Below are 3,477 nucleotides of genomic sequence, written 5' to 3' on the forward strand. Positions count from 1 at the left end.
ACCACCTCGCCGCCACGACGCGCAACACCCATGCTGTTGCCCGCCAGTTGATCCGCCTGTCTCGCATTGTCCGCATTCTGCTTGACCGTGCCCGACAGCTCTTCCATGCTCGCCGCCGTCTCTTCCAGCGACGCCGCCTGCTGCTCCGTACGACTGCTCAGATCCGTATTGCCCTGCGCAATCTCCGTCGCCCCCGTGTTGATCTCGTCAACACCCTGGCGTACCTGCGCTATCACCCGCGTCAGGCTCTCCTGCATCTTGCGCAGCGACACAAACAACTGACCAATCTCATTGCGTGACGCCACGTCAATCCGGTGCGTCAGGTCGCCCTGCCCCATGTATTCGAACAATTGGCCTGCCTGCCGCAGCGGCCCCAGCACGGTCCGCTCGATAAATCGCCAGGCGGCCAGGAACATAATCACCGCCAGCACGAAAAGACCTATCGTGACAGCCCGCGCCGTGTCATAGCCTTCGGCTGAATCATCCTCAAGTGCCTGCATCTGTACGCCGATGCTGTCCAGGTTTTCGTTCAAGAGCCGATCAAACGTCTGGTTCGCTTCGCGCGAAGCGGCATTGGCCTGAAGATACGCCTGTGCATCCTGCTGCTGCAACGCCTGACCGACCTTTTCAATGGCCGCCGTGTAGTGGCCCAGCGCCGTGACCAGGCCCTGGGCCTGTGTCCGCTCGGCATCGGACGCTACCGTCGCCTGGTAGGTCTGGATGGCCGCCGTTGCCTGCTCCAGACGCTTGCGCGCGCCGTCCACACGCTCGCCGATCTTGCCTGTTTCGCCTTCCTGCAATTCGGTATAGGCCGTGGCCAGGCCCACGCGAGCGCGCAGCAAGGCCACCCAGGCACCATAGACGTTGCGAACCTGTTCGGTGGTCATGTCATGGATGCGGTCCACGGAACGATAGCCGGAATAGGCATTCTTCCAGCCGATCCCGCTGGACACGACCAGGGCCAGAGTGAAGATGGCCAGAATGCACAGGAAAATCGTGCGTACCTTCAGTTTGCTCAACATGTTGACTCCAACTGTGCAATCGATATCCAGACACTATATCGCTGCGTCGATTGCGGCAATCTTTCAATAACGCCGTTATTTTTTTGACTGAACCATACAAGCAGGTCATAAAACATGGCATTCAGCGCAATAATCAATTAAATCGACTGAATAATGCCTTTCTGCCGGTCTGCCATATCAAGCCAATCTGAATACCGATACCGCCCGGCTCAAATCCTGCGCCTGCTGCTCAACCGATGTGGCTGCCGCCGCCGCTTCTTCCACCAGTGCCGCATTCTGCTGCGTCATTTCATCCATGCGCGAAACCGCAGCGTTGACGGCCTCTATTCCGGAGGATTGCTCCTGCGTAGCGGCAGAGATTTCAACCATGATGTCGGTCACGCGCTGTACGGCATCCACGATTTCCCGCATGGTATCGCCCGCGTGTCCCACCTGTGTCGAGCCCGTGTCGACCTTGTCCACGGAATCCTCGATCAATACCTTGATTTCACGCGCAGCTTGCGCACTACGCTGCGCCAGCGTACGAACCTCGCCAGCCACCACCGCAAATCCCTTGCCCTGTTCACCAGCACGCGCCGCCTCCACGGCGGCATTGAGCGCCAGAATGTTGGTCTGAAAGGCAATGCTGTCGATGACATTGACGATCTCGGTAATCTTGCGCGAACTGCCGGCAATCGCCTGCATGGTATCCACCACAGTAGCCACAACCTGGCCGCCACGCTGTGCCACATCCATACTGCGGGTCGCCAGTAGATCTGCCTGGCGGGCATTACCGGCATTCTGCAGTACCGTACCGGCCAGCTCTGACATGCTGGCAGCCGTCTTGCCCAGAGCACTGGCCTGATGCTCGGTCCGACTGCTGAGATCATTATTGCCCTGCGCGATCTGGCGGGCACCGACGCTGATTTCTTCCACACCTTGCCTGACCTGGGCTACGGTACGGATCAGACCATCCTGCATCTGTCGGACAGCGGCGTACAACTGACCAATTTCATTGCGCGAATCGAACATTGCGCGGGCGGTCAGGTCGCCCATCGCCATGCGTTGGAACTGTTCGCCGGCCTGCCGCAGCGGCTGCAGGATCAGGCGACCAAAAACAAACCGCACCAGCAGCATAAACAGCATACCCAGCAGGATGGCCGTGCCCACAGCCATGCTGCCGAGCCGAAAAAGGCCTGCCGCATCCTGTTCGGCCAGGTGCTGCGCCTGCTCCTGCTGGTCAACCAGTTGCTGCAACGCCTGGGCGAATGCAGCAGCACGCGGCGTGCCGTATTCGGTATTCACCATATAGAAAATATAGTGGTTGCCGTCGCGCAGTGCATCCAGCATGGGCTGCACTGCATCATCGATGTAGGCACGATAGGTCCGGATCAAATTAAGCATGACAGGCTGCTCAGTACCGTCATCCCCGATCAGAGTACGAAAATCCTGGAAATCACGGTCGATCTTGACCAGCAAAGCCTCGACGGACTGGAGCTCTGTCTGCGCCCGCTCCCGCATGGATTTCAGTCGAAACTCTTCGGCCTCCTGCAAAGACCGGGCTGTCGTCATCAGACCCAGGCGGGCTGCAGCCGTATCGGCACCAAGGCTATGAATCAGGTTGACCTGCCGACGTGCGCCGCTCATTTCCTGGAAGACCTGGTTGTTCTGAGCCAGGAACACGACGCTGATGGTCCCGATGCCGATCAACAGCAGCATGAATGCACCGAACAGGAAAAGCATCAGCGTACCGATCTTCAGGTCACGCAGACGCCAGGGGGACTGCTGCCTGCGTCTTGCCCAAAAACGGCTTTTTTTCTTTTCAGCCGGCTCTACATCCAATACGGCGTGGGTCGAAGGCGACCGCCGCCCTTCCAGAGCATAGTCCATCTGTTTCCCCTTGCTGACGGTTCCGCCCACTCGTGCGGCAGGCTGGAACCATTTTTATCGCCTACGGCATGTCAGAATGTCTCCCAGTCATCATCCCTGTCGGCTTTCTGTGTATGACCCGTTGCGCCTGTCCGACCCTTTCCGGCCGAACCGCTTTTGCCCAGGTTGGGCCGCAACAGTGGCTCATTATGGTCGGACTCTTCACGGTCTGGCGCAGCGGCACGAGGCGCAGCAGATGTGGCTGCACCCTGCGAGGCAGCAGGTTTGGGCAGCGCTGCGCCCGGTGCCTTTTTCCTGGAGGCTGGTTTTGGCATCGCTGCCGGAGCAGCCTGTACCGGCTTGCGGGTAGGTGCCGACGAACGTGCCACGGCATGCGCCGGCATTTCAATGACTTCCTGTGAGCTGATCCGAAACACCGATACCGCCTGGCGCAACTGCTGCGCCTGCGACTCCAGCGAGCCTGCAGCCGCTGCCGCCTCTTCCACCAGTGCCGCATTCTGCTGCGTCACCTCATCCATCTGCGCCACCGCACGGTTCACCTGCTCAATACCGCTCGACTGCTCCTGCGTCGCCGCAGAGATCTCGC

The 3,477-nt window shown here is 59.6% G+C and carries 2 protein-coding genes and 1 pseudogene; all 3 read right to left on the reverse strand.

Annotated elements, in window-relative coordinates; all coding sequences use genetic code 11:
• Positions 1 to 1,022: Tar ligand binding domain-containing protein (locus ABN482_RS06050; RefSeq protein WP_349503146.1), on the reverse strand; the 1,022-nt coding region annotated here is incomplete at its 3' end.
• Positions 1,023 to 1,199: 177 nt separating this feature from the next.
• Positions 1,200 to 2,891: a methyl-accepting chemotaxis protein gene (locus tag ABN482_RS06055; RefSeq protein ID WP_349503147.1), complete on the reverse strand. Its 1,692-nt coding sequence runs from the start codon at positions 2,889 to 2,891 to the stop codon at positions 1,200 to 1,202.
• A 71-nt stretch (positions 2,892 to 2,962) separates the two neighbouring features.
• A pseudogene (locus ABN482_RS06060) lies at positions 2,963 to 3,477 on the reverse strand (methyl-accepting chemotaxis protein); the annotation flags it as partial.

The sequence above is a fragment of the Corticimicrobacter sp. genome, assembly GCF_040137905.1.
Taxonomy (GTDB): domain Bacteria; phylum Pseudomonadota; class Gammaproteobacteria; order Burkholderiales; family Burkholderiaceae_B; genus Corticimicrobacter.

What these genes read in the sequence shown, in the direction of transcription:
- ABN482_RS06055 (WP_349503147.1), bottom strand. Translation starts at nt 2,891, where the DNA reads ATGGACTATGCTCTGGAAGGGCGGCGGTCGCCTTCGACCCACGCCGTA.